Source organism: Marinomonas sp. ATLA20 (genome assembly GCF_057180105.1).
In genome coordinates, this window is the sequence record NZ_JBXUKU010000010.1 from 123,460 (window position 1) to 148,668 (window position 25,209).

Here is a 25,209-nt window from a genome sequence, read left to right on the forward strand (position 1 = left end):
CCTACCAGCCCCAGTTACAAGGACTCAATCATGCACTAAATGCAGAAGTGCCAATTCTGCCTTTTATAGAGCGATTGACTTATCTATTTTCCAAACGATTATAGTCTAAGATCCCACTTTCTCTTGGACGATCTAGTTTATTCAGATTACTGATTGCGTCACTGACAAACCAAAAATCAGGATGAGTCCTGCGGATACCAAAGGCATCTATAAGAGCTGAGTAATCGGCTTCTGTCTTAAGGTTTCCAACTTGCTCCGCCCAATCGATAAGTTCACTTTCTTCGACTTGCATCAACACGTTAGGATAATCCCCTAAGACGCCTTTCACCAAAGTCACACCATCTTCACTAGGAAGTCGTGCAGCTTCTTCATCCAATAAACTCGAAATATTGGCATGCGCTTTATTATGAATGAGACTGAGAACTTCCAGTGGCACACCCTGCTGAGTCACCAATATGGTGGCCACATTAGGTAAATGAACCAGTCCAGCACCGCGAATAGACTGCAGTTTATATAAAGCCTTAAGTTGATTGGCGGTCAGCTTGCTTTGCTCAAGATCATAACCATGGTCTAACACTGGCGCCAATTCATTTCGAAGTTTTTCATACAACTCTGATTGGTGGTCACTGGTCTTGTAATTGATCTGAGTTTGTCGATTTACTTTTATATAATCACTAAAAATATAATTTTTAATCGTTTCATTCGCATCTCGATACCAATATTTTCGGATTGATTCACGGTCACCCTTGGGAAGTAAAAGCAAAAAGTTCATCTCCCCCTCCATTCTCAGGAAGTCCATATACAAACGAGTTACTAGTTGATGACCAACATTACCGTAGACATCAAAACCCGCCACCAGCAAATAATGGATACGCTCTAACAATGGATAATCAATAACCCAAGCGGTTTTAGGGTACTGACCTACCATACCCTTTACTACAGAGGCATTATCAAAGTGACGAAATACCGTTAAAGCGGCATTTTCATTATTGCCGTCACCATCCCAGATCAGACTTAAATCCAGAGGTATCTTACTACCTACTTCACCTTCAATTAACTTGGCTTTTGCTGATAAGTAGGATTTCTGCTGCTCCGAAAAAGTCACCCATGACGTAGGCGACAAAGTAGTACTAGAACCAATAGCCGGCAAATCTAAGTTCTGCACTTTATCTTCTAAATAATCCGCAGAGCCTTTGTTATAGACCACTTCAGGATCAATGAAGTACACCCAAAACTGCTCATTAATCACATTCACCGCAACTTGACCACGACACACAGGCCCCTTAATAAAGGACATTATGGTCTTTTGAGAATGATCCAATAAAAAACGGTAACGCCCATGAGCAGGTATTTCACGGAATGCTTTAAACGGGTTTGTCGCCACCTCAGGTGCATAACCGGGATCTCTAGTGACTTCGTAATCTTCAGTATAAAAATAAGACTGCCACCTAGCGTATCTCGCTTCATCCAACTGCATAGGAATATGATTTTTTTGAACCTTTACCTCAGGATCAGTCCAAAGGCGGTAGTAAACATGATCAACTCCCGGCGCATCATAAGGACGACGCGTCGCAATACGATCAATAGGTTCACCTGGTGGGGTTTTAGAACGCACTAACTGAAAGCGAAACTCTTCCCCATCATCTAAGTACAAACTGTATAAATAAAGGTGCTCGTATATATAACGAGAAACTAACTGCTCTTTAAGAGTGTCGCCATTTAATCGAGACTCCCACAAAGCGACTTTCTTCTGCAGATTCTCTGGTAAAGGCTTAGCAGGTGGCATTTTGCCACCTTTTGCCAACCAACGAGTTAGAACATCATATTCTCCAGAACTAAGTGCAGGCAGCCCATATGGCATACCCCAGTCTGGATAGTCCTCTTCAAATTGCTGATACCCTTCAATACTGACGCACTGTTGATCTCTAGCCAGCGAAAAATCATAGCTATCGGGCAAAATAGGCTGCGTAAATTCACCCTGCTTTTTACGCAGTGCAATCGCTCTGTACAATAAGCTACCTTGTAAATTAGCGGATGGCGATTGCTCTCGCTCATTTAAAACAGGATGGAAACCTTTCGATCTCCATTCATCGGTACTTTTAGCGTCGATAAACAAGCGTGTTGGTGAAGCCGCCAATAAACGGGTACCATCATAAACAAGGTCTTTTGAACCGCCTCGCTCAATCCCTGCAGGAGCCGTGAACTTTAATTGGCAAGGTGCGTCATAACAGGCGTGACAAGAAACACAGCGACTGTCTAAAATAGGCTTCACTTGCTCATTGTAAAATGCACTGTCTTCTTCGTTAACTTTAGCGATACGATTTTCAGGGTTTTGTGCCCCAAACATGTTATCGAATTGATGTGTTGCATAAGCCGCACAGCCGGAAATGAGCAAAAGCGAACAAAGAAGGGTTAGCCACCGAGACATAAAAAGATTCCTCATTTTCCATTTCATTTTATTCGCGAAGCACTCTACCCTTGCGATTGCAAAAGATCACTGCCTGCCAGCTAAATAAAGTATTCTAGCCCTTTATAAAGCGAACAAATTTATAAAGGTCATAAATATAAATAAAAAAACGCCCTGAAGGCGTTTTTCGACTAAATTCTAACAATAGATAAACAGTACACTTTATTCTTCGTCTACTCTTCCATCATCTGGATAATCATCTGATAACTCATAGGAGTCATCACCCAGATCATCATTTGCTAGCAACAAAGCATCTTCGTACGCGCCGCCAAACTCTATACGAGTAATATCGTATAAGTCATATTCAAAGGTATCATCAAACCAACGGGCATCTGAACCAATTTCTTCTAGTTCATAAGTGACAGCATCAGCACGAACAACACGGCCAATCTCACAGCTATCAGGTTCTACCTCTTCACGGTGAAGAGTAACTAAACCAAATTCTTCACTAATATCAATCAGCAATACTGCGAGGTCGTCAAGCTCCACTTCTGGGTCAACCATTTCTTCGCCACGAAGCGCCAACACTTTTTTCTGAAAATCATTAAAGGGAGCAGGATGAGCAAAGTCACTAATGTCCTCTAAAAAGAGAATTTGATAGCCATTAAGACGAACACTATCATCCACTAATTGGAGCAAAACCATTTCTTCGTTGGCATCCACAACAAAACCGTCGGTCCAACCATCTGGTCCGTCCAATTCTTCACGAAATATACGAACAACATTATTTCGAGTGCGGGCTTTTTCCAATTCGATGAGCATATCGGCTCCCTAAAAAAACGTAAAATAAACAAGCGCTAGTGTAAACCCAGCCAGCGCAAGGAACAACTATCCTAACACGTTAGAATCACTGCAACACTTCATGCCAATTTTCAACCATATTAATCAGGTCTTCTAAGCCGCATTCTGCTTGAATACCGTCTGTCGAGGTTTGATAAAAGCTTTCTTGAGAATCAAACATGGCTTTTATTTCTTCTTCAGCAGAGTCTAAATCCACTTGTCGAGATACAGACACGCCCTCTTCGCTCAAAATCACATCAAAAGGACCATGCTTAAATTGCGTGGTTTCTTTTTCCGTTTCTGCCAAACGAGCGGCCATTAGCACTCGTTGAATACTTTCTAAATCTCGCACATATTCAGAGACCCATTCGCCAATTGCAGCAAACTCATACCCTGTATAAATACGATAAACATTTTCGTCCTGATCAAAGGCAATTTCATAATCCATGACCGTGAACCTCACTGTTTGTCATCTATGTTCTCATCTTGCTGAATAGCGTTAGCTTGTTCTGTGGACTCTACTTGATCATTCGATTGAGCATCTCGGTAAGCGCGGTTACTGGCTTGCTGGCGCTGCGGTACAGCCGCTGCCAATCTAGCCTGCCTTTCGGCCTCTTTCTTCGCTTTCGCCTCTTCAACCAAACGCTCTTCATGAGCAATCATGTCTGGTGTTTCCATGACGTAAGGCCCAATAGCACCCGTTCTTACATCATTTAAAAAAACTTCCGCCGCTTTATGCATGTCAACTTTACCGCCTGCACGCAAAGCGCCTCGTTTAGAACCAATCACTTTTAGCACTTCAAAAGGATCTGCAGAGATTTCTTTTAACTTATAGCGTGTTGTTAGCGACTCTAAATAGTCTGCAATAAAAAACTTCAGTCCCGCCAACGCCACATCTTCGTAATCAATCGCTGTATCACGAACAGCCCCGGTGACAGCCAAACGATAACTGGCATCTGGGTTTTCAATTTTTGGCCACAAAATACCTGGTGTGTCTAATATCTGAAAGCCATTGGTTACTTTCAGCTTTTGCTGAGACTTAGTAACAGCTGGCTCATCACCGACTTTCGCCACTCGACGACCTAATAAAGCATTCATTAAGCTGGATTTCCCAACGTTGGGAATGCCTGCAATCATGGCTCTAATTGGCTTTTCCGCACTGCCTCTGTGGGGAACCATCTGGCTAACCCATTGACTAATTCGACCAACATCGGCTTTATCTAGTGTAGAAAATGGATGAGCCAAAACAGACTCGTTACCACGCCAGTGCTCTAACCATAAGTCTAGTCTAGCTTTGTCTGCTAGGTCTTTTTTATTCAAGAGACGAAGAACAGGAACCTCTCCACGCAAAGTATTAAGCATAGGGTTCTGGCTGGAATCGGGGATACGGGCATCCAATACCTCGATAACGATATCTACTTGCGTCATAACTTCTTCGATTTCTCGACGCGCTTTATTCATGTGCCCTGGATACCACTGAACGCTCAACCTAACTCCCCTATTCTAACCAAGTCTTTTTCGGTGGCGGATTCTACCATAAGTTCATACAAGATAGAGAAAATACTACGCGCACAAAGCAAGATCGTTAAGAATACATTTAATTGTAGTGATCACCTCAAATCTGATCTAAGTCAAGGAGGCTGATTGAAAAATATCTATACTCGTCTATTCCAGATAACGATAGCGAGGAATCTGCACCGAGCTTAAGTCGTTTATTTGGTTGTTCTCTCGATCGGGTCTGCTATGAACCTCATAGCACAAAGGCCCATTAGCCGAGGCTGTGTGTGGCCTCGGCTCTTTTCATTTCCAGCGCCACATAATCCAACAAATCTGGGTATAAAGATAAAAATGGTGCTTCAGCCTGAGCTATCACACTTGGTAAGTCATCAACAAAACCTTGCAAATGCTCACCATGTTTCCAGCGCCGCATAATAGAACGAATGGCTTTATCTACTCCTTCCATCGTCCCTAAATTAGACAACCAGTTTTCATGCTCTAATGAGCGAATCATGCTCTTCAGACGATCAGGACTACGATCCTTATCTTTCACCAATCCAACTAACGCTTGATCACAAAATTTCTCCAGAGAAACATCACTGAATCGGCCCCAATATTGAATGAGCCAATAGTCCATCGCGATATCTTGTACTATGCCCGAAAAACGACGACGACCTTTGCGGGACATTGAGCGGAATAACAAACTGGCCTCGTGCTTATCGACCATGACGTCCACTTTTTGGTGAAGACGCCAGCCAACCAGCAAATCAGAGTCCAGTTGATTAGCGTCAACTGAAAAGTCTCCCAGCAAATTACCAACCCAAGAAGTATTCGTAACTGATGCAATGTGCAGATGGGCAAAATAATTCATATCAACCTATTTTGTTGAGGGCATCTTTTAAATAAAACACAATTCAACTTAAATTGTATTCAAACTCGTTAGTCTTGCTGTCTTTTTGCTCATTTTTTTGTAAAAATGCTGAGTCGTCTTAATGGTCAAGATTTGTAAATGCCAAATTCTATGCATCTTATCAATTCTTTATCCATCTAATACAAGCAACCACACCCCACTACATAATGAGACCTGAAATAATGAAAATGAAGGTTATTATAGTCTGCTGCTTAACCCTACTCTTCTGGAATAAGGCAACAGCAACAACACTAAAAATGGCCTTTGATGCGGACCCGATTTCACTAGATCCGCACGAACAACTGTCAGAAGGCACACTACAGTTTTCTCACCTTGCTTTTGATCCCTTATTACGCTGGGAAAAAAATGGTCAAATCGAACCTCGCTTAGCAACTAATTGGGAGCGAATCGACAATAAAACAATGCGCTTCCATTTACGCCACCATGTCACCTTTAGAACAGGCAACCCATTTACTGCCAAAGACGTGGTTTACACCATAGAGCGACTTAAAAAGTCTCCTGATTTTCGCGCCATGTTCGACACTATAGAATCCGCATCCATGGTCGATGAATACACAGTTGATGTCCACTCAACCTACACCAATCCATTGCTACTCAACATAATGACGTATGTTTTTCCAATGGATAAGGCCTTCTACCAAAACCAAGACCAAATCATTAAGTATGGTGAAACATTCGCCTCTCGAAATGTCTCTGGAACCGGCCCGTTTATTCTAACGGAGCGAGAGTTAGGCAGTCGCATGGAGCTCAAACGCAACCCTAACTACTGGGATAAAGACTCCGTCGGTAACATAGATAAAATCATACTTACTCCAATTCGAGCCGATTCAACAAGATTAGCCGCGCTTTTGTCTGGGGATGTTGATTTCATTTTTCCCGTTTCCCCCATTGACATTGAACGAACAAAAAAAATTAAAGGCATTCAGCTGGTTACCTTACCTAGCACGCGTATTTTATTACTACACATGAACCAAAAACGCCGAAAGGAATTTCAAGACATCAGAGTCCGAAAGGCCATTAATTTAGCCATTAACCAACCTCTGATTGTCGAAAAAATCCTCAAAGGCTATGCCACCCCAGCAGGGCAATTGAGCGCTGACAGATTTCTAGGTCATATCAATGGTTTAGAACCTGAATACGACTTAGATAAAGCGTTAGAGCTTATGAAAGAAGCTGGATACGAAAAAGGCTTCCGCATCAGTATGATGGCACCTAACAACCGTTACATGAACGATGAAAAAGTCGCTCAGGCGATTACAGCTATGCTGTCTAGAATCAATATCACTGTCGATTTAAAAACGCTTCCTAAAGCACAGTACTTTAAAGAATTCGATAACCACAGCGCCGACATGATGATGTTAGGCTGGCAATCAGACACCATGGATTCCAACAACCTATTTGAGTTTATAATTGCCTGTCCAGATGCCAAAACTGGTCTAGGCGCCTATAATGCCAGTGAATATTGTAAACCTTCTATTGATGACGATATCCGTCAAGCAAACCGAGAAATGAACCCGGAAAGACGTATTCGTCTGATGCAACAAATAGAACGAACCATATATAATGATGCGGCAATTGTGCCATTATATTGGCAATCCCTTATTTGGGCAGCGAAAGATAACGTCAAAATACAAGATATAGTCAATGATCAAAACTATCCCCATATAGGAGATCTATTCATTGAAGAATAGTCAATACACCCAACTCCTTAAGGGATTTCATCAAAACAGCAACATGCCAATAACCAATGGGAATACCCTTATCTAATGCTGATTTTTTTACTCCGCCGCTTAATGCAAGCTTGCTTTGTTATGATCATCATTAGTATGATCAGCTTCGCTATACAAGATAAACTAGGCGACCCAGTGCAACAAATGGTCGGCATGACTGTATCCCAAGAAGAGCGCAATCTGATACGTGATGACCTTGGCTTGAACGATGGCTTCTTTATTCAATATTGGCGTTTTGCGAAAGGCGCCATCCATGGTGATCTAGGTACTTCTTACTACTATAAAGAACCCACTCTCGACGTCATTCTTGAAAAGCTACCAGCAACATTAGAATTAGCCTTTTGCGCCATCGTATTAGTGGTTATTGTTGCTACGCCTTGTGGTGTTCTAGCGGCAATAAAGCCCAAACATGTGCTTTCTCGTTTATTGATGATTATCAGCTCCATCGGCCTATCGGTTCCTATCTTCATTATTGCTATTCTAATGGTGTATATTTTTTCCATTGAGTTGAATTTAGCTCCCAGCTTTGGACGCGGCAACACAGTCGAAATATTTGGCTTATGGGAAAGTGGCCTATTCACAAAAGATGGCCTGAAGCACTTATTACTGCCCAGCCTATCTCTTGCGATTGCTTTAATGCCGATTTTTGTTCGCTTAATACGCGCAGAAATGATGGAAGTTTTGCAGTCCGAATATATCCGTTTCGCTTGGTCAAAAGGCCTATCTGCTCGACGAATTTATTTTAAACACGCCTTAAAAAACACCATGTTACCCGTCATAACAGTAGGTGGCATTCAAGCCGGAACATTAGTGGCTTACACCATTCTAACCGAAACTATTTTTCAATGGCCCGGGATGGGTTTTTTGTTTATGGACGCCGTTAGCCGAGTCGATACTCCGCTCGTTTCAGCTTACTTAATCGTTGTCGGTGGCATTTTTGTTATTACTAACACCTTGGTGGATTTAATCTATGGGTTAGTTAATCCCACTGTACGCTTAGCGAGCCACGGACTATGAAGTACACGAAAAAAGACCTCTTTCACCCAGCTTCAGGCAGCCGCTGGAGCCATATTGTATCGGGCTTTGTGGGCGACAAACTCGCGATGCTGGCGCTGATCGTCTTCATTTTTTACTGCCTAATTGCCCTACTCGCACCATTGGTTGCTCCCTACGACATCGTTGACCCTGCGTTTATGGATCTAATGAATGCAGAGATCGCTCCAAGCTGGATCAGTGGTGACAACCGCTTTTTACTAGGCACTGATGCGCAAGGCAGAGACTTACTATCAGTTATTTTATATGGCACACGTTTATCGCTCACCATCGGTATTTGCGCGGTCTTAATACAAGCCACGCTGGGTATTTGCATCGGCCTGATGGCAGGATATTTAGGTGGCCGTATTGATAACTTTCTAATGCGCTGTGCGGACATTCAATTGTCTTTCTCAAACATGATGGTTGCAATTGTGTTCTTAGCCATTTTCCAATCTCTATTTGGTATGGCTCGATACCAACAACTCGCTATGGTCATTTTGATTCTGGTTATAGGCTTAACTGAATGGCCTCTCTTTGCACGCACCATTCGAGCGTCAGTACTTGCAGAAAAGCAAAAAGAGTATGTTGATGCCGCTAGAGTGATGGGCATTAGTTCAAAGCGAATCATGTTTCGCCATATTTTACCCAACACGCTCTCTCCCATTCTGGTGATCTTTACCGTCCAAATTGCAAACGCCATTGTCGCTGAAGCCGCGCTCTCTTTTTTAGGTCTAGGTATGCCTGCAACGGAGCCTTCCCTCGGCTCACTTATTTCAGCTGGTTTTGCCTATATGTTTGCCGGCTCTTGGTGGATTTGTGTCATACCAAGCATCACACTGATCATTTTAATTCTAGCCATGAATTTACTGGGTGATTGGTTGCGCGACCATCTAAACCCAAGGACGTATAAAGACTAATATGAGACCTTTTACACGATGTCACGAGCGCAGCAAAGACGAGGCAAAAATAGATGAGAAAGTGGAGTTTATAGAGCATAAATGAGCATTTCGAGTCTATTTTTAACAGAGTATTGGCAAGCACAGCAATCGTGCAAAGGTCTCACATGAATTTATTAAGCGTCAGTCACCTACACGTCAACTTTCACATGAAAGAACAGGAGCTCGCGGCTCTTATCGACGTCAGCTTCACTTTAAATCGTGGGGAACGAATCGCCATTGTTGGTGAATCTGGGGCTGGAAAATCGGTTTTAGGCTTCTCGATTGTTAATTTAATTGGTAAACCTGGGTATATAGAATCTGGTTCCATTAAATTGGAAAACAAAGAAATTACCAAGATGAATTTACGTCAGCTGCAGGAAGTCCGTGGCAAACGCATTGCGATGATTTTCCAAGACCCAATGATGACACTGAATCCAGTACTCACCATTGGCGACCAGTTAGTTGAAACCATTCGTAGCCATACCAAAATCAATTACAAAGATGCGCGCAGCATTGCCATTGAAAAACTACATCATGTGCAAATAGCATCGCCAGAAAAACGCTTTGATCAATACCCACATGAATTATCTGGCGGCATGAGACAACGAGTTATTATCGCTTCCGTATTGCTACTCAACCCAGACATCATTATTGCCGATGAACCCACCACGGCATTGGACGTCACCATTCAAGCGGAAATTCTCCAGCTACTACTGGCTATTTGTCGAGACAATGGCGTGGCACTGGTATTGATTAGTCATGACCTTGGCGTGGTATCTAAAGTCGCAGAGCGTACCTTAGTAATGTATGCTGGCCACGTTGTGGAAGAAGGCCCAACCCTAGAAATTATCAATGATCCTCAGCATCCTTATACGCAAGGATTACTGAATGCGTTGCCTCAGATGACCTTGCCAGGCCAGCGCTTAAATCAAATTCAAGGCAGCATGCCATCGCTAGCAGAGCGACCATCAGGTTGCGCATTTCATCCGCGCTGTCCTTATGCCACACAAAAATGTCGACAAGAGCAACCACGTTTTATTTTCAGTGGCGTATCTAGCGTCGCCTGCTTTTTAGTAGAAGATATGCTTAATGAATTCGCTGATAAAGACCAGGAGGCAAGCTGATGGCTACCCCTCTCATTCAAATTAGTGGCTTAGAAAAAGCTTTTTCAGCGAACGAAAGCTGGCTGAGCCAATGGCGCTTTCGTCATGGCAAGCTAAAAAAACATAAGGACAGTGTGCATGCCCTTAATGGCGTCAACCTTACGATTAACCAAGGTGAAACCCTGTGTGTTGTGGGCGAAACGGGCTGTGGAAAATCCACTCTTGCGCGGGTGATCATGGGACTGACGACACCCAGTGCGGGTGAAATACATTACCTAGATCAACGTATCGATCAATTAAACAACCGTCAGCGCATGTTTTTTAGGCGTCGTATGCAGATGGTTTTTCAGAACCCCTATGCTTCATTAAACCCTAGAATGACGGTTTACCAAACACTCAGCGAGCCGATCTCTTTTCACAACCCACAGTTATCACAGTCTCAAGTGGATGAGAACATTGATGAGCTATTAGAGTCTGTCGGGATTTCAGCCTCGAGCTCTGACCGCTATCCTCATGAATTTTCAGGCGGTCAACGTCAGCGAATCAGCTTGGCTCGCGCACTATCGGTCGAGCCCGATTTTATTGTCGCTGATGAGCCGTTGTCTGCACTGGATGTATCAGTTCAAGCACAAGTACTCAATTTGATGATGGACAAGCAAGAAGAGCGCAACCTTAGCTATCTCTTCATTACTCACGACTTAGCCGTTGTTGAACATTTTGCCACCAGAGTGGCGGTGATGTACCTGGGTCGAATCTGTGAATTGGCTCCCACAGGAACTTTATTTAGCTCTCCAAAACACCCTTACACTCAAGCCTTGTTATCCGCCATTCCAAGGCTGGACAGCAATACCGCACAACCTATTCGTTTAATTGGCGAAGTACCAACACCAATAGAAAAACCCATTGGCTGTGTATTTCAGGCACGTTGCCCTTACGCTAACCAACGCTGCTATGAAGCTTCACCAGCTATGACGTTACAAAGTGACGGCAGTAGCGTCGCTTGTCACGCCATTGAGGAGGATCGACTATGATTCTCTTACAGAGCACCTACTTTACGGCTTCCGCTTATCAGGAGGCCACATGGAAATAAGATGGCTTGAGGACTTTATTGCCCTCGCGAAAACACGTCATTTTTCACGTGCAGCAGATGAACAAAATGTAACCCAACCTACTTTTAGTCGACGCATTAAGCTGCTCGAAGAAGAAATGCGCGTCACTTTAATAGACCGCAACACATTGCCTTTGTCTTTAACACCGGCGGGCGAAGTCTTCCTGCAAAGTGCAGAATTGATTACCAGACAACTAAGAGACACCAAAGAGCGCTGCCAAGAAATTCGCAAGCAAGAAGAGTCTCAAGTACGCTTTGTGACGACACAAACCTTATTTCTCAGCTTTTATAAGGAAGTTATCGAGCCGTTTTGTGAAAGCATCGACATGGATCTCGACATTAATATGAAATCTAGCTCTTGGCTAGGTATCGACTTTGTTAACTCTTTAATGGATCAGCAATGCGATATCATGCTCTGTTACTGGCACCCAGCCATTAATTTCATCCGCGCACTGGATGATGACCAATACGAGCATCTTGTTATTGCTGAAGAGACCCTAATTCCGTGCAGCTCCACGGATTCGACAGGGGAACCCAAGTTCACGCTTCCTGGTGCGAAACGCAAACCGTTGCCTTACATTGGTTATTACGAGAATTCATTCTTGCAGCCGGTCATTCACCACCATTTACAAAGGCAAAGAGATATCCCTCAATTACAAACATTGTCGGAGAATTATCATTCCGTCAGCATTAAGGCGATGGTGAAAGAAGGTTATGGCATTGGCTGGATTCCAAAACGTCTGATGTTAGACACATTAAACTATGGCAAGGTGGCTTTGGCAGGAGAAGAAAATTGGCATATCCCACTTGAAATACGCCTTTACCGATCTAAGTTCAATCAGAACCCAAATCTCAACCAATTTTGGGAAGCCCTAAAGGGCAAAATCGCTAACAATGGCCCGCTTTAATGCGGGCTTTTTATGCCTTTTCCCACTAAGATCGATCAAGTCCTTCCTGTTCATTAAGAGCAACTATCATAGGATCACTTCCCATGGAGTTTGCTCCAAGCGCTTTACTGAATAAATAGCCTTGCCCTATATCACATCCAAATTCTTGCAACATAATTAGCTGATCAATGCTTGTGATGCCTTCTGCAATCACCTTAAGATTCAGGTTATGGCCTAGACTAATAATGGCATGGGTCAATGCCGCGTGCTTTTTATCTTCAATAATATCGCGAATGAAAACTTGATCGATTTTCACATAGTGAAATGGCAAATCTTTTAGATAACTTAAGCTGGAATACCCGGTACCAAAGTCGTCAATCGCCAACTTCATACCAAGACGACTAATCTGACGTAACAATTCTGCGCAACTTTCCGCATCTTCGATCAATATAGATTCCGTCACTTCTATTTCTAACAAGCCAGGGTCAACCTTATACTTGTCGAGTAAAGATAATAGATTAGGTAGAAAATCTACTCGCTTTAGCTGCGCTGCAGAACAGTTGATCGCAATAGGTGGTACCGTAATCCCTTGCTCCTGCCACTCGACAATGTGACGAAACGCTTGCTCAAAAACCCAATCCCCTAGAGGTAAAATTACGCCAGTCTGTTCAGCAATAGGAATAAACTCCGCTGGCGAAACCGTCCCCAGCTCTTCATCCTCCCAGCGTAGCAAAGCCTCCACACCCACGCATCGCTCGGTAATAAGATCCACTTTGGGCTGAAAATGCAGCTCTAAACCTTCTGTTTGTAGCGCCTTTCTCAACCTAGTCTCTATACGCACATTACGAGCAAAGCGACGCCCCATTTCACCATCGTAAAAATGGTAAGTGGCACGACCTAAGGTTTTGGCTTGATACACCGCCATGTCGGCATTTTTGATTAAGGTAACAGCATCGGTACCAAATTCGGGGGATAGAGCCACCCCAATGGAACAGCCAATGTTTAACGTTAACCCCTCTACAAAATAGCTTTGACTGATTTTTTCAATAAGTTGTTTAGCAACAATATCCAAAGGTGGCATATCTTGGTGGTCGCCTTGTACCAACAAGACAAGAAATGCATCACCTCCCAAATACCCGATAACAGCATCATCAGGCAAAATAGACAATAAGCGTTTAGATACACTGGATAAGAGCTTATCTCCCAGCTCATGACCAAATGCATCATTAATTGTTTTGAAGTGATCCAGGTCTAAAATGAGCGTAGCGAGTTGTTTATTGTCTTTTTCACAACACTCAAGCATTTCATTCAATTTGTGCTGGATATGGTAGCGACTTGAAAGCCCTGTCAGCTCATCCACCTCAATTCGCTTATTAACCGCACCAAGCGCAGAGTGATAACTTAAAGACAGCTTTCGAGTATAAAAAGTAAGCAAACAAGCTATAGCAATAAAAATCAATAAAGCGGTAATCACCGGTAGCCAATGAATTCGGCTCCACACACTCGCTGCATGACGCGTATCAATCCGCCACTTTCGGTTAGCGACAGAAAGAAAATGCGTATCATAATGTCCATTCTCCCATGCCGAATTTGTTGCTGAATCAACAAACCAAATAGCTTCTTCTGATGACACATCTGCAATGCGATACAACAAGTCACGACTAACAGAGGGAGCCACTAAATTAAGCACGTTTTTTATATTGAAATACGCACCAACAATACCGTGAAAGCCAATACTGTCAGTTAATTTATAAGAGCGAGAATCGAGCGGCAAATAGATAGGAACACTAAGAATAATAGTCTCAGCTCGATCAGTCGGGCTGACACTTAAAAATGGCGAAGCACTGGGCTTTGATGCAACTAAACTATACGAACTGCGAGCCTGACGAACAGATTCTAGATCTCGATATTGTGATGATAAAATATCAAAGCCATACGGTATTTTATCGGGATAAACCAATGCCAATGGCATGTACTCTTCCCTTTCACCGCTCGGAAAAACCGTAAAATTAGGGTTACCCAATAGGACTCTTTGCTGCAATTCATAGTCATATTTTTTATATTTTGGAAGATACTGAGCAAAGTACAGGCTGATCCCAGGTGTCATCATTAGGTTATGAGCAAAACGTGAAAAATGACTGGCAGACACTTCGCCTTTATTAGACTGAACCAAAGCCGCAACAGAACCAAGCTCCAGTTTATATTGGCTTAATAAATCATCAAGCTTATCTACGAATTTGGCTCCCATGTCTTTTTGGTCAATATTCACATGGCTCCGCTCTTCCAATAAAAGCGCAAGACTTGCCCCTATGCCACATAAAAAAACAAAACAAAACACAAGGTAATGCGCTTTGCTAAACTTCATTTGTTTCTTTGAAGAAATCATTCTTTTCCCATTATGCGTTGCAACCCAAAATACCACTTTGTTAACGCTTTTCCCTGACTCACAAGCTACTTTACCTAAAAACAATATATCCGACACGGAATATATGGTTAAGAAAAGTATTTACCATGGTTTTCTGGTATCCTGCGCCTATTATTTACATAACTAGACAGGCATTTTGTGACCACATTTCAACACGCTCTAAACAACCTTCTTCCGACTAAGCTAACCGCTCTACTTTCTGACATGGGGTTCTCAACCTTTACCCCAATTCAAGAGCAAAGTTTGCCTCCGATGATTGAAGGCAAAGACATTCTTGCGCAGGCACAAACTGGTAGCGGTAAAACCCTAGCTTTTTCAATTGCACTTTTACTAAAAATCAACCCGCGTTTCTTTGGTGTTCAGGCACTTGTCATGTGCCCTACTCGCGAGCTAGCCGATCAAGTCTCAAAAGAAATTCGCAAAGTAGCGCGCTATCAAGACAACATTAAAGTATTGAGTTTATGTGGTGGCATGCCGTTTGGCCCACAGATTGGCTCCTTAGAACATGGTGCCCACATCGTTGTCGGTACACCTGGTCGTCTGATGGAACATCTTCGCAAAGGTACACTTAAACTTAATGCATTAAACACTCTGGTTCTCGATGAAGCTGACCGCATGTTAGACATGGGGTTCGTCGACAGCATCCGCGAAGTCGTTGACCTAACACCAAGCAATCGTCAAACACTGCTTTTTTCCGCCACCTATGGCGATGGCATTGAAGCGATAAGCAAAGAATTTCAGAACAACCCAGTAAGCATTAAGGTCGAAGCACAAGAAGACCTTAAACCTAATATAGAACAGTTTTTTGTTCGCAGCGAAAATAAAGACAAATGCGAAACTTTGTTGGCGGCCTTACAACATTTTGAACCGCGTCAGGCGATTGTCTTCTGTAACACGAAAGCGGAATCGCAAGTGGTTGCCGACTGGCTAGCTGAACACAAAGTGGCTGCTCAGGCGATACATGGAGACTTAGAACAAAGACAACGTGATCAAGTTCTCGTCCGCTTCAGCAACCAAAGTAGCTGCGTGTTAGTAGCCACTGATGTAGCCGCTCGTGGTATTGATGTCAAAGAAATTGATCTCGTGGTGAATTATGACACGACTCGTGATACCGATGTTCACACTCACCGCATTGGTCGAACAGGCCGTGCTGGCGCAGCAGGTATTGCGGTCAACCTAGTAACATCCAAAGACGATTATAAAGTCCGTGACATTGAAACTCGCTTCAACACCGCAGCGAATTTCATTGAACTTGGAGAGATCGACCTTCACTACCGACTGATCCCTCAAAAGACCACTATCTCTTTTGATGCCGGCCGTAAGAACAAGCTTCGTCCAGGTGACATCCTTGGCGCTCTAACCGCGGGTCTAGGATTGGACAAATCACAAGTCGGTAAGATCGATATTTTTGATTTTCATGCTTACGTATCAGTCGACAACGAAGTAGCCAAAACCGTTGTTAAAGAGTTTGAAAACAAAAAAATTAAAGGCAAAAACATTCGAGCGCGCATTTTACGATGATCAATAGGTTCACTTCTCCGGCAGCGCAAGCTGCCGGTTTCGTTTTAGGCGCACTCATTATATGTCTAGCTACATTAACGCCTGCCGATATCCTTCCAGCAGTACCCGGCACAGATAAAACACATCATGTCATTGGCTTTGCTGGCTGGTCCTTGCTATGTGCTTTTGGTCCGCTCAAACGCTTTCTCTTACTGTCTTTATTTATCGTATTTTTAGGCGGTGCCATTGAGCTGATTCAACCGTATGTGAATCGTTATGCTGAATGGTTGGACTTCTTTGCCGATGCCTTGGGTGTCATTTTAGTCATAATAACAAGGCTATCACTTGGACTATTTCTTAAATCAAAATCTAAGGTTTAATGAAAGTACAAAAAAGACCTGTTAAAGTATAACCATTCGGTCAGATTTTATAATTTAAATCCTCTAGAAAACACTTAAGAGAGACATATGAGCCATTTGAAAGCGTGGCGCTCCGCCATTGTTCACTGTATCGCAGATCCTAAAGATGTCGGCATAGATGCTGCTTATGAGTATTTTGAAGACGGCTTATTGGTCATTCAAGATGATAAAATACATGCATTAGGGAATGCGAAAGATTTACTTCCTTCACTCCCAAAAAACACCACAATTGAACATCATCCAGACGCCATCATCACACCAGGGTTTATTGACACCCATATTCATTATCCACAAACCGATATGATCGGCTCTTACGGCGAGCAACTATTAACCTGGCTAAATACCTACACCTTCCCAGAAGAAGGCAAATTCAGCGACAAAGCTCATGCTCGCGATGTTGCAGACCGCTTTCTGAAGGAGCTTTTACGCAACGGCACAACCACCGCTTTAGTGTTTGGAACGGTCCATAAAGTGTCTGTCGACGCTTTCTTCGAAGCCAGTGAAGTCCATAACTTACGCATGATTTGCGGCAAAGTCATGATGGATCGCAACGCGCCAAATTACCTCACAGATACACCAGAATGCAGTTATCAAGAAAGCAAAGAACTTATCGATACTTGGCACAATAAAGGCCGTTTGCATTACGCAATCACGCCTCGCTTTGCGCCAACCAGCTCTGATGAGCAATTAAAGTTAGCAGGCAAACTATTAAGTGAATATGAAGACGTTTATCTGCACACTCATTTATCCGAAAACAAAGATGAATGCGCTTGGGTAAAAGAGCTATTCCCTGCAAGCACCAACTACTTAGACGTTTATGACCAACATAAACTGTTAAGCGAACGTTCTGTTTTTGCCCATGGCATCCATCTATGTGACAGTGAATACCATAGACTGCACGAAACCGGCTCAGCTATTTCTTTCTGCCCAACATCTAACCTGTTTATCGGTAGCGGTTTATTCAAACTCAATAAAGCAGAAGAACATAAGGTCAACGTGGGTCTTGGCACTGACGTAGGCGGCGGCACTAGCTTCTCTATGCTGCAAACCATGAACGAAGCCTACAAAGTCATTCAGTTGCAAAACGAGAACCTTAGCCCAATTAAATCTCTGTATTTATCTACTTTAGGCGGCGCTAGAGCACTTAGACTAGAAGATAAAATAGGCAATTTAGCCGTTGGTAGCGAAGCAGATTTCGTCATTCTAGACAAAAAAGGTACGCCGTTATTAGAATCGCGCTTAGCGTTATCCAAAAATATCGAAGAAAGCTTATTCGTCTTCATGACCATTGGCGACGACCGCGCAATTCAAGCAAGCTACTCCGCCGGCAAATGCGTTCACCAACGATAAAACCGAAGCTCGCCTAGCAAAAAACCAAAACGGCCACTTTACTTACCTGTAAAAGTGGCCGTTTTTTTATATAATCGTCACAATTATTTTTCTATTTAGCACAAATGTTGAGCACAAATATTATGCACTCTCTTGCCACTGTCGCGCTTGGCGCCTTCGCTATTATTTTTTTCTGCGCTGCATTAATTGTTGGACTCATTGTCCTTAAAAAATACAAAGCAGAACAAATACGACTAAACAATCTTGCTAAAAAAAGAGCCGAAGAACAGAAGAATAATCAAGATATATAATAGCAACCAAGAGCAGCAATAGCCCTAGGGATAAAGTCGAACAATGCCGCTTTTCCCTTCTATATCACCGAGAATCCAAACCTTCTCGAAAGCATGAGGAACGGGTATGGTAATAAGATGCTCAAGCGCTTTAATATCTGCTTGGCTCCACGCTGGATGAGTATTTCTAATAACCAACCACACTCTTTTTGAATCGTATTGCTTACTAGACTTATTTTCTAAAATTTTATTCAAGGATCTCAGTAATCGCTCGTCAGCAGGCTCTTCTTTCAGTGCCCGCAAGACATTACGCGTAATTGGGGTAAGATCTCTTCCAAGAATCTCCATCGCCTCTTCTTCTGATCCATAAAGATGAGCTATTTCTAAATCCAGCCGTTCACCTTCCAACATACAAGAGACATCGGGACGAATCGGATCATTGTGCCAAATATGGCGAATATGCTTACCTGTATTACGCTCATAGCAACGCATAAAAAGCTTAGCCGCTTGATGCTCAAGAGCAATTTTTTCTTTCTCACTACTGTGCATAATCAATGCCTCTTGGCAGCATAAGATATGCCATCACAACACGATCTCGAATTTCCGAACCGATATAAAACTGACGCTCTCGATATTGTTGACAATAAGTTTCGCCCTCACCTTGTCCATGTAAGAACTCATTATGAGTAATGCCCTTCAAGGCTATCTGCCACTGCTGCAATAAGGATTTCGGAGGGGGCGGCAGTATAGATAAAATACGTTCCGCGGCTAAAAATTCACTTGCCATAGTCATGGCTAACATATCGTCGTTGGCTTCACCTAGCCAGCTAACACCATCTTCTCGCACATACAGCATAGGTAAAAAAGGGGCTAAAGCTGGACATATGTCATTTCTATATACTTCAACATTCCAGTAGGATCTAGCTATTTTGACGAATTGCTCGAAGCTTGCAATATTGTAAAATTGTGACTCGATAAGCGGAAGAACTTCTACTCTTGGTTTATTCGGATTTACTGTATCGTTAGAAACATCAAGATACCAATCACCTAATACCATAGCATTCTGAAAATATTCATCACGAAGAGAGCCCCATACTTTTTTAAGCATCGTTCCTTTAGATAACATATCGCGTATTAATACAAGCCCCGGATCTGTTGATTGTGGAAGCTTCTCTTGAAGCAACACAAACACCGCATCACGGATCTCTTTACAGCGCCCTAAAGGATAGGTTTTATCACCAAAATGCGGGTAACGAGGAACTAAATCTAAGTCGGCTAATAAACGTAAATTCGCTAAACTTTTTATTACGATATCAACCTTTTCAGCTGACCATGCTGAATTAGTATCATTAAACTGCGTCATTAAACTGCCACTACTAATATACGTTAAAATAATCTCTAGATTACGACTAAAAGCCTGACTCTCTAATAAACACACCGTAGATACGTCGTAAACCATCTATCAGTAAACTATGGGGCTCAATAGCTAAGTTAACCTTACCAAATTGCTGCTGCATCAATGGCACTTCGCCAATCAATTTCAGCTGCACTTCATAAGTCGCCTCTTCAGGAATTAATTGATCTTCTAACTTCTGGGTCGCAATTGCACCGCCATAAGTGGATCCAAGACCTGGATAATTGAGGCTCTTAATGGCGGTAGGTAGCACTTTGTCTATATGAAGTTGCTCAGATAAAATCTCGCCATCGTTACCAATAAAATCTACCTTACTGCCTTCTTTCAATAAAGGCACGATACGCCCTTCAATATAGGCTTTGACCACTAAACTTTCATCATCATACAAGGTTGCTAAAGGAGATTGACCATTGACATAATCACCTTCTGCTAGCGGTAACCATTCGCCAATATAACCATCGTAAGGTGCTTTGATCGCTAGTTTTTCTCGACGTTCGAGTAAAGATTGAAGGCGAGACTGCTCCCGTGACAATTGAGTTTGTAAAGTAAATACTGACTCTAATTCGACAGCCCCAGAGCTCGCCCGATACCAACGAGTTTGCAAGGCATCAAGCTTAATCTGCGTTAATCGAATTTGCTGCTCTACATCGGGCGATTCTAATAAAATCAGTAATTGTCCTCTTTTAACCTTTTCGTTTGGAGTCACTTGCCACGAAACAACTCGACTCGACTCACTAGGATAAAAAGTCTGATGTCGCTCAAAAGTAGCAACAGCAGGCGCACTTATTTGGCTTTTCCAAGGTAATACTAATGCAGCCAAAGCCAATAAAAAAAACAATAAAGTCATCACACTAGTACGGTTTAACGACATTTTTTCTCTCAAACTCACCCAAACCTTTATTTCTTTAACAATAGGAAGCAGTACAAACCAAATAATTTCCACCAAAAAAAGTACAATACCTAATATCTTGAACGCAAAATAATAAACTAAGGCGGCGATACCCAAAAATAAAAAGAATCGATAAATCCATGTACTCCAAGCATAAGCGACCATCAGCAGGCATTTTTTGCGATTAAGCGGTTCAGGGGGCAAAAAACCAAAACCAAACAATCGCTCACGCAAAAACCACTTACCCACTAAAAAAGATCGAGGCTGTAAATTCTCCATTCCTAAAAAATCGGATAATGCATAATAACCATCAAAGCGCATAAATGGGCTCGTGTTGATCAACAACGACGATATCCAACTGGTAGTGGCAATAAAAAACAACACACTCCTAAAGCCACCATCAGGAACAATTCCCCACAAAAAAGTAGCAACACAGGCGATATAAATTTCAACTTTCACCCCTGCCATCACAATACTCAAGCGCTGAAACCGTGACCTTAATCGCCAAGCATCCGTCGTATCTGTGTACAAAATCGGCGTCATCAATAAAAAAGCGATCCCCATTGAACTTACCCGACAGCCATAGCGCTTGGCAACGAAGGCATGACCTAATTCGTGGGCCGTTTTTACAAAAATCAATGCCGCAATGTAATAAAAAATAGCCGACATACTAAACAAGTTTTGAAAAGTGTGGGTAAATGTATCCCACTGCTTCAACACTACCACCAAGCCTATACAGCCCAACACGAGCGCGACTCTATCCAAACGTAGTCTGAACAACTGTTTTATAAAAGGATAAAAACGCGTCAATAGTAAATCGGGGCGAATAAGAGGGATTTTGATGAACAAATAGTTATGTAAAAGCCAAAGCAAAACATGTTTTTTTTGTTTAGCAGCCTCTCCGCGAAGGCGAGTTACATCATTTTCAGATTGAGCCTCTAACAGATGGTTACCTTCCAAGAAGCGTAAAAAATATTCTAGTTCAACTTCTTCAACATCAATTCCTCGCGCCTCAATTCGAAAAAGTAATTCTACAGCGCTGCTTACATGACGCCATTCTCGAAATAAATAAAAAGCAGTACGAGACAAGTAAAAAAACTTATTACTGACTGGATCAAAAATTTGCCAGCGAGGCTCTCCATCTTCATCAGGTGGCGCGACTAGTAAAGACAAGTTCTGACGTAATTTTGGCAGCGGTGCATTCACGTCAACAGGCATCTAAATACCTAAATGTTGACGGACAAAAGTAATGGGACGACGTAATAAATAATAAGCCAAAGAGACTTTTTCACCATACAATTTTGCCGTACCACGCAAGCCAATACGAGGAGGAAGAGCTTCATGCTGAATGTCAGCCACAATACGGTAAGCAACAACTTGATCTGGCGTTAAACTCGGTTCAAAAGAAGAATAATCCAAACTAAAGGGAATAGGGTTTAGAGGATCAGTATCTAAGTAAAACGTGACATCATTACCATTTGCTAAAGAAATAGCATCGGCAACAGGAAGCATTATTTGCAACTGCACTTTCGATGGATCCGCTATGGATAAAATACGCTCTCCCACAACAACTGGGCGGCCCTTCCATTTTTCAGGATCATCCAGTATTGCAATACCTGACTTCTTCGCAAGAATCTGAGTTTGAGATAGCTTAGTTTTCAAATAATCGCGCTCAATAGTTTTCAACTCGACTTGAGATTCCAACTCAGCTAATTCAGATTTTTTCCTGCGATCCACATAACCAGCTTGTTCAGCAGTTCTTAGTTCCGCCTGAGTTCTTTCTAACTCTCGCTGGGCTACATCAAAAGCCCCTTGAAATTCAGTCCTATCCATTTGCACGAGAGGCTGATCAATGACAACTTGATCTCCAGGCTTTACTAACACCTCACGAACCGCACCAGCAATCGCCGAGGTAACCAAAAGAGATTCTTTTGCAATGATTTCTGCAGGTGCTAAAACTGTCAACCGAACTGGAACCAATCCAAGCAAAACGATGGCAATAAGGGCGCCAAGCTTCACTTTCTTAGAATTTAATCCACTTAACCATGCTCGCCAACCAGAACGTTGAGTAAACAGTTGCATTGCATGAGCGTAACTCGATGCTAGATGTTGCAAGAGCCCTATTTCTTTCTCTGTCCATGGTTCGGACTTAGCTAATAAAAGCACACCTACTCGTTGAGTAGGTTTAGCCGGTATAAGCAAGGGCAACCACAACATATAAGGCGGAGAGAACTCACTAAGATCATTGAGCAACTCAGCGGGCCAACTCTTAGTATCTATGGTATGTGCCTTATCACCTATCTTTGAAGCACTTACAAAAGCAGAAACTTGCTCAAGCCAAGCACTAAAGGGTGTAGATCGATCGACAAGAGAAAGATCACTCACCGCTTTTAATTTCAATTTTTCCAATTCATTACCAGACAAAAACATTGCTTGCTGGTAAGGCACCAAGGTTCGCGTCATATTCACCATAATAAAGCTCAGATCCGTCGAGGTTTCACAACGACGAACCTGCTGCTCTATTTGCAGTAACTGCGCAACTGATTGATCAATAGACATAAATTACGACGCTAACAACTTCATTAAATCATTTCCATATTCATCAAACTGTTCAGCCGCAATAGCTAATTGCTCATCTAATGGCACAAAGACAGCACTATTAGCTTGAGTAGCTGACTCTGTCGACTCATCTTGAACAGAAGCGGGCAACTGGTCAAGGTCTACTTCAACCTCTAATACCCGAATATTACCACTCGCATCCACAGCATTAATTTTCAGGGTGATTTTACCTTGTCCAGATGGTGGCGTCATAGAGATTTCACCAGTGGTTGGATTTACTTCCACCCAACTTGGCAAACTCGATCCATCCACTAAGGTGGCACTGTAGCTTGCAGCGACTCCTGTATCAGACAAAGAAATGGACACCCTATCAGCTTGAGTAACCATACTGGCAATAGTTAAACCAGTGCTATTAGATAATTGACCAACGCCTTCTGTTACCCGAACCTGACCATTAGCCCCCACATCAACAGACACTCGTGATTCCGATACTATCACTCCATTAGAAGCCCCTTGGCCATTACTTTCTGCTGTTGGGGATGGAACGACACTAACAGCACTGTCAATAGGTGCTGCAACATCAACCAATTGAACTTCATCAGCTGACTCTCCAGCAAAACCACTGACGCCAGCACCTGAATCAATAAGACCTGAAGGTAGCGATTCAACATTAGGATCAACATCTGGAGCATTGAAATCAGCCCCCCCACCTAGAGGCTGTAACGGTGCCGTTGTATTAGGATTCGCCTCAACTGGCGGAGTTACTGGCGATGGTTTCAAAGTCAAAGTTACAGGAACCTTAACTTGACCCCCATTAGAATCGGTTGCTACGACTTGTAGTGTATTTACTCCTTCAAAACCACCCTGCGGTGTTCCAGATATAGTGCGAGTCGCCGCGTTAAATACTAACCCAGTTGGCAAGTTCTCAACACTCCATACCAGCTTACTCGTTTCTCCATTATCCACATCAGCAAATAAATTAGCCGGTAGCGTCACTGGATTGAACACCTGACCAGAAGTTCCTGTCATTGCGGCAACTGTACTGGAGACAATCGGTGCATCATTCGCCCCAGTTATGTTGAATACAGCACTAGTGCTCTGAGTCGCATTGCCATCCGTAACTTGAATCGTAAAACTATCAGTAACGGACTGCCCAACCACCAAAGATTGAGTGTCACTATCATTGTTGTTCAGGACATAGCTCACTAAATCAGTCGATACAGTTAATGTCGCTGTACCATAAGTGCCGATTCTTGAATAAGTAGCGCCATTATCTAAAGTAGTCCAGCCATTATTCGTTAAATACGTAGCGTCATAACTAACGCTACCAACCGTATCAACATCGCCTTTAGTGAGTGTAATAGAGGAACTATTAGTACCTACTGCAGCATTATTTACACCGCCAGCTTCCACTAAAGTTGCTGTCGCAGCCCCTGCAACCACCGTTGGTGAATTGTCATTAAGATCATTAACGCTAACGATCACCGCTTGCGTGGTACTCAAACTACCTGAGTTGAAATTACCTGCACCATTATCCGTCACCACAACATTGAAGCTATAGCTGTCTTTTGTTTCATAATCAGCGGAGACCTTCAACGTCACCACACCGCTGATTGAGTCGATATCCAATAGCGCCACATCATCACCCGTTAGACTGTAACGCAAGGTGTTGTTGGTCGCCGTACCATCGGCATCCGTACCTGTGGCGGTGTAAATGACCGTACTAGTGTCGGCGTTCTCATCCACACTGCCAGTCGCACCGGAAGTGATCACAGGTGTGTTGTCGTTCAAGTCGTTGACGCTGACCGTCACGGCTTGACTCACATTGAGACTGCCGGAGTTGTAGTTGCCCGCGCCATTATCCGTTGCCACCACATTGAAGCTGTAGCTGTCTTTGGTTTCGTAATC

Annotated in this window: 20 protein-coding genes; 9 read left to right on the forward strand and 11 right to left on the reverse strand. The window is 42.9% G+C overall.

Annotated features, from left to right (window positions below; all coding sequences use genetic code 11):
• Window positions 1-79: 79 nt before the first annotated feature.
• The 5 genes from AC2A4J_RS16115 to AC2A4J_RS16135 all read right to left on the reverse strand — a co-directional run bounded on the left by AC2A4J_RS16115 (window position 80) and on the right by AC2A4J_RS16135 (window position 5,615).
• Window positions 80-2,428: a fatty acid cis/trans isomerase gene (locus AC2A4J_RS16115; protein WP_484176751.1), complete on the reverse strand. Its 2,349-nt coding sequence runs from the start codon at window positions 2,426-2,428 to the stop codon at window positions 80-82.
• 201 nt (window positions 2,429-2,629) lie between these two features.
• Entirely contained in the window at window positions 2,630-3,229 is a 600-nt protein-coding gene (locus AC2A4J_RS16120) for a hypothetical protein (protein WP_255825274.1), read from the reverse strand.
• 85 nt (window positions 3,230-3,314) lie between these two features.
• The gene (locus AC2A4J_RS16125; protein ID WP_255825275.1) at window positions 3,315-3,695 is read right to left on the reverse strand and encodes a YacL family protein; all 381 of its coding nucleotides are present in this window, start codon (window positions 3,693-3,695) and stop codon (window positions 3,315-3,317) included.
• A gap of 11 nt (window positions 3,696-3,706) precedes the next feature.
• Complete coding sequence (gene ylqF / locus AC2A4J_RS16130) at window positions 3,707-4,735, reverse strand: ribosome biogenesis GTPase YlqF (RefSeq protein ID WP_255825276.1); 1,029 nt, start codon at window positions 4,733-4,735, stop codon at window positions 3,707-3,709.
• 280 nt (window positions 4,736-5,015) lie between these two features.
• On the reverse strand, window positions 5,016-5,615 hold the full coding sequence (locus AC2A4J_RS16135; protein ID WP_255825277.1) for an acyl carrier protein phosphodiesterase: 600 nt from the start codon (window positions 5,613-5,615) through the stop codon (window positions 5,016-5,018).
• A 221-nt stretch (window positions 5,616-5,836) separates the two neighbouring features.
• Between AC2A4J_RS16135 and AC2A4J_RS16140 the strand changes: the two genes are divergently transcribed.
• The 6 genes from AC2A4J_RS16140 (at window position 5,837) to AC2A4J_RS16165 (ending at window position 12,497) form a co-directional block, all read left to right on the forward strand.
• On the forward strand, window positions 5,837-7,366 hold the full coding sequence (locus tag AC2A4J_RS16140) for an ABC transporter substrate-binding protein (protein ID WP_484176752.1): 1,530 nt from the start codon (window positions 5,837-5,839) through the stop codon (window positions 7,364-7,366).
• 75 nt (window positions 7,367-7,441) lie between these two features.
• Entirely contained in the window at window positions 7,442-8,422 is a 981-nt protein-coding gene (locus tag AC2A4J_RS16145) for an ABC transporter permease (RefSeq protein WP_484176753.1), read from the forward strand.
• Entirely contained in the window at window positions 8,419-9,357 is a 939-nt protein-coding gene (locus tag AC2A4J_RS16150) for an ABC transporter permease (protein ID WP_484176754.1), read from the forward strand. Before AC2A4J_RS16145 ends, AC2A4J_RS16150 begins: the two co-directional genes overlap by 4 nt.
• Window positions 9,358-9,503: 146 nt before the next feature.
• Window positions 9,504-10,502, forward strand: coding sequence for an ABC transporter ATP-binding protein (locus AC2A4J_RS16155; RefSeq protein WP_484176755.1), 999 nt, complete (start codon window positions 9,504-9,506; stop codon window positions 10,500-10,502).
• Window positions 10,502-11,512: an ABC transporter ATP-binding protein gene (locus AC2A4J_RS16160; protein ID WP_255825282.1), complete on the forward strand. Its 1,011-nt coding sequence runs from the start codon at window positions 10,502-10,504 to the stop codon at window positions 11,510-11,512. Before AC2A4J_RS16155 ends, AC2A4J_RS16160 begins: the two co-directional genes overlap by 1 nt.
• Window positions 11,513-11,561: 49 nt before the next feature.
• Window positions 11,562-12,497 (forward strand): LysR family transcriptional regulator, encoded by a 936-nt coding sequence (locus AC2A4J_RS16165; RefSeq protein WP_484176756.1) that lies wholly within the window; start codon window positions 11,562-11,564, stop codon window positions 12,495-12,497.
• A 25-nt stretch (window positions 12,498-12,522) separates the two neighbouring features.
• On the opposite strand, the gene AC2A4J_RS16170 is transcribed toward AC2A4J_RS16165, so the two are convergent.
• Window positions 12,523-14,862, reverse strand: a complete 2,340-nt coding sequence (locus tag AC2A4J_RS16170; RefSeq protein WP_484176757.1) for a bifunctional diguanylate cyclase/phosphodiesterase — start codon at window positions 14,860-14,862, stop codon at window positions 12,523-12,525.
• 177 nt (window positions 14,863-15,039) lie between these two features.
• Between AC2A4J_RS16170 and dbpA the strand changes: the two genes are divergently transcribed.
• The 3 genes from dbpA to guaD all read left to right on the forward strand — a co-directional run bounded on the left by dbpA (window position 15,040) and on the right by guaD (window position 18,170).
• The gene (dbpA, locus tag AC2A4J_RS16175) at window positions 15,040-16,422 is read left to right on the forward strand and encodes an ATP-dependent RNA helicase DbpA (RefSeq protein WP_484176758.1); all 1,383 of its coding nucleotides are present in this window, start codon (window positions 15,040-15,042) and stop codon (window positions 16,420-16,422) included.
• A complete protein-coding gene (locus AC2A4J_RS16180) occupies window positions 16,419-16,781 on the forward strand; it encodes a VanZ family protein (RefSeq protein WP_484176759.1) in 363 nt (120 codons plus the stop codon). The genes dbpA and AC2A4J_RS16180 overlap by 4 nt, the downstream gene beginning before the upstream one ends.
• A gap of 87 nt (window positions 16,782-16,868) precedes the next feature.
• Window positions 16,869-18,170 (forward strand): guanine deaminase, encoded by a 1,302-nt coding sequence (gene guaD, locus AC2A4J_RS16185; RefSeq protein ID WP_484176760.1) that lies wholly within the window; start codon window positions 16,869-16,871, stop codon window positions 18,168-18,170.
• A 314-nt stretch (window positions 18,171-18,484) separates the two neighbouring features.
• Here the strand turns inward: guaD and AC2A4J_RS16190 are convergent, their stop codons facing one another.
• The 5 genes from AC2A4J_RS16190 to AC2A4J_RS16210 all read right to left on the reverse strand — a co-directional run.
• A complete protein-coding gene (locus AC2A4J_RS16190) occupies window positions 18,485-18,988 on the reverse strand; it encodes a hypothetical protein (protein ID WP_417561279.1) in 504 nt (167 codons plus the stop codon).
• Window positions 18,978-19,802 carry a hypothetical protein gene (locus tag AC2A4J_RS16195; protein WP_484176761.1) on the reverse strand — a complete coding sequence of 275 codons (825 nt, stop codon included), beginning with the start codon at window positions 19,800-19,802 and terminating at the stop codon, window positions 18,978-18,980. Before AC2A4J_RS16195 ends, AC2A4J_RS16190 begins: the two co-directional genes overlap by 11 nt.
• Window positions 19,803-19,848: 46 nt before the next feature.
• On the reverse strand, window positions 19,849-21,960 hold the full coding sequence (locus AC2A4J_RS16200) for an efflux RND transporter periplasmic adaptor subunit (RefSeq protein ID WP_484176762.1): 2,112 nt from the start codon (window positions 21,958-21,960) through the stop codon (window positions 19,849-19,851).
• Window positions 21,961-23,301, reverse strand: a complete 1,341-nt coding sequence (locus AC2A4J_RS16205) for an efflux RND transporter periplasmic adaptor subunit (RefSeq protein WP_484176763.1) — start codon at window positions 23,299-23,301, stop codon at window positions 21,961-21,963. It abuts the gene before it with no gap.
• Between the two features lie 3 nt (window positions 23,302-23,304).
• Window positions 23,305-25,209: cadherin domain-containing protein (locus AC2A4J_RS16210; protein ID WP_484176764.1), on the reverse strand; the 1,905-nt coding region annotated here is incomplete at its 5' end.

Excerpts from the sequence above, each read along its gene's own strand:
- AC2A4J_RS16115 (WP_484176751.1), bottom strand. The coding sequence starts at position 2,428 with ATGTCTCGGTGGCTAACCCTTCTTTGTTCGCTTTTGCTCATTTCCGGC.
- AC2A4J_RS16120 (WP_255825274.1), bottom strand. The coding sequence starts at position 3,229 with ATGCTCATCGAATTGGAAAAAGCCCGCACTCGAAATAATGTTGTTCGT.
- AC2A4J_RS16125 (WP_255825275.1), bottom strand. The coding sequence starts at position 3,695 with ATGGATTATGAAATTGCCTTTGATCAGGACGAAAATGTTTATCGTATT.
- AC2A4J_RS16135 (WP_255825277.1), bottom strand. The coding sequence starts at position 5,615 with ATGAATTATTTTGCCCATCTGCACATTGCATCAGTTACGAATACTTCT.
- AC2A4J_RS16140 (WP_484176752.1), top strand. The coding sequence starts at position 5,837 with ATGAAAATGAAGGTTATTATAGTCTGCTGCTTAACCCTACTCTTCTGG.
- AC2A4J_RS16145 (WP_484176753.1), top strand. The coding sequence starts at position 7,442 with ATGCTGATTTTTTTACTCCGCCGCTTAATGCAAGCTTGCTTTGTTATG.
- AC2A4J_RS16150 (WP_484176754.1), top strand. The coding sequence starts at position 8,419 with ATGAAGTACACGAAAAAAGACCTCTTTCACCCAGCTTCAGGCAGCCGC.
- AC2A4J_RS16155 (WP_484176755.1), top strand. The coding sequence starts at position 9,504 with ATGAATTTATTAAGCGTCAGTCACCTACACGTCAACTTTCACATGAAA.
- AC2A4J_RS16160 (WP_255825282.1), top strand. The coding sequence starts at position 10,502 with ATGGCTACCCCTCTCATTCAAATTAGTGGCTTAGAAAAAGCTTTTTCA.
- AC2A4J_RS16165 (WP_484176756.1), top strand. The coding sequence starts at position 11,562 with ATGGAAATAAGATGGCTTGAGGACTTTATTGCCCTCGCGAAAACACGT.
- AC2A4J_RS16170 (WP_484176757.1), bottom strand. The coding sequence starts at position 14,862 with ATGATTTCTTCAAAGAAACAAATGAAGTTTAGCAAAGCGCATTACCTT.
- AC2A4J_RS16180 (WP_484176759.1), top strand. The coding sequence starts at position 16,419 with ATGATCAATAGGTTCACTTCTCCGGCAGCGCAAGCTGCCGGTTTCGTT.
- guaD (WP_484176760.1), top strand. The coding sequence starts at position 16,869 with ATGAGCCATTTGAAAGCGTGGCGCTCCGCCATTGTTCACTGTATCGCA.
- AC2A4J_RS16190 (WP_417561279.1), bottom strand. The coding sequence starts at position 18,988 with ATGCACAGTAGTGAGAAAGAAAAAATTGCTCTTGAGCATCAAGCGGCT.
- AC2A4J_RS16195 (WP_484176761.1), bottom strand. The coding sequence starts at position 19,802 with ATGACGCAGTTTAATGATACTAATTCAGCATGGTCAGCTGAAAAGGTT.
- AC2A4J_RS16200 (WP_484176762.1), bottom strand. The coding sequence starts at position 21,960 with ATGCCTGTTGACGTGAATGCACCGCTGCCAAAATTACGTCAGAACTTG.
- AC2A4J_RS16205 (WP_484176763.1), bottom strand. The coding sequence starts at position 23,301 with ATGTCTATTGATCAATCAGTTGCGCAGTTACTGCAAATAGAGCAGCAG.